The organism is Robertmurraya sp. GLU-23, assembly GCF_052983275.1.
In genome coordinates this window covers 1-1,583 of the sequence record NZ_JBRKCV010000042.1, presented here as the reverse complement: position 1 = coordinate 1,583, position 1,583 = coordinate 1, and the positions used below count along the sequence as shown (strand labels likewise).

Sequence of the window (1,583 nt, the reverse complement as noted above, 5' to 3'; positions counted from 1 at the left end):
TTCGCTCTCAAATTCCTTCGTCCAACCTTTCCATGAGGTGGATGTCAGTCATGCTGCCCCACAGGGTCCTTGCCCGAAGTTTTATTGCTTTGCTGACTAATCCGTGCTTCAAATGTACGAGACTTATAACACTTAAAACTCTTTTCTACTCTACAGTTCCTACTGAATTAAGCTGCTTTTTCAACTTCTATGTTTGCGCTCATATGAGGGATATCCTTTAACATTCGCTCTTCACTAAACTCAAATTGTTTCTTACCAATGGCAAAGAATATACGAATTAACTTATTGCACAAGGCTATTAGAGACTGCATTTTCTTTAGAGGATTATCCGGACGCTGCGTGTAATAGGCATGCAACGCTTTAAATGCCGAATTCTTAGCGACCATAATCATACAAACCCTGAAGAGGAGAGCCCTCAGCTTCTTCCTACCTCGTTTGGTGATTTTTGTTTGCCCTTTATGTTTGCCAGAGGTGTTCTCCTTCAAGCTCAATCCAGCTAACTTTATGATTTGTCTAGGGTGAGAATAATCTTGAAGATTCCCAACCTCCGCAAAGAAGCCGGCAACCGTATCTCTTCCTACTCCCTTAATAGCTAACATTTGTTGAACACCCGGGATATGTTCAATTAGGTTATCAATCTTATTATCAAGTTCTACGAACTTCTCTTGTATCAAATCATATTTATCAAGTAGAGTCGCTAGTTCTAATTTAGCCATACCAGCACCTTGACGAAGTCCGATGGACTCTTTTGCTACTTGTTTTAACTCTATTATTTTGTTTAGTCCTACACTCCGACTAACTGCTTTTCGTAAATGATCCAATAAGTACTGATCAGTGAAGTGAATCAGTTCATGTGGTAAGGCTCCTAGCCTTAAAAATTGCAAGGCTGCTTTCCCTTCCCAACTTTTAAAGACGGTTAAAAACTCAGGAAAATACCGATCTAGCCAGTTGTGAATCTGGCCTTGCACCGTTTGAAGGTCGTCAGTTAGGAGATCACGTATTTTTTTCGCCACACGGAGTTCTGCATAAACACCTTGTGGAATCGTTGGTTCAGCATATCTCCCGTCCTTGACCAGCTGCGCGATAACTTTAGCGTCTTTCACATCGTTTTTAGTCGGTGAGTTATCGTCGAGTTCCTTACTTTTCTTTACATGTAACGGGTTTACTGCAACAAACTTTATATGATGTTCTTTTAGTATATGAGCTAGATTTAGCCAGTAGTGGCCAGTAGGCTCCATCCCTACTATCACTTTTTCCATGGCCTGTTCTTTCTTTAATTGAAAGATCCACTCGAGAAACAGTTGAAATCCCTGCTTGGTATTCTCAAAAGAACAAGGCGATCCAAATTCTATTCCTCTATAGTCCTGTGCACGTGCGACATGCTTGAACTTGGCAATATCAACACCTATAATAAGAGTTTGAGAAGTGATTTGAGCAATCTTTTCATTTTGGTTATAATTCATTTTATACCCTCCTGGTTAATTGAGTTGTCCTTTTCGCTTGCAGGCTTTGGACTCTCTCATTCTACCAAGAGGTTATTTTTTTGTTCAAACCTCATTTTCATTCATTACAGGAATGCTGCC

Annotated in this window: 1 protein-coding gene; it reads right to left on the bottom strand. The window is 40.2% G+C overall.

The genetic code is table 11. The features are described from left to right. Positions 1 to 167 precede the first annotated feature (167 nt). Positions 168 to 1,463 carry an IS110 family transposase gene (locus ACVBAX_RS25230; protein WP_447119692.1) on the bottom strand — a complete coding sequence of 432 codons (1,296 nt, stop codon included), beginning with the start codon at positions 1,461 to 1,463 and terminating at the stop codon, positions 168 to 170. Positions 1,464 to 1,583 lie beyond the last annotated feature (120 nt).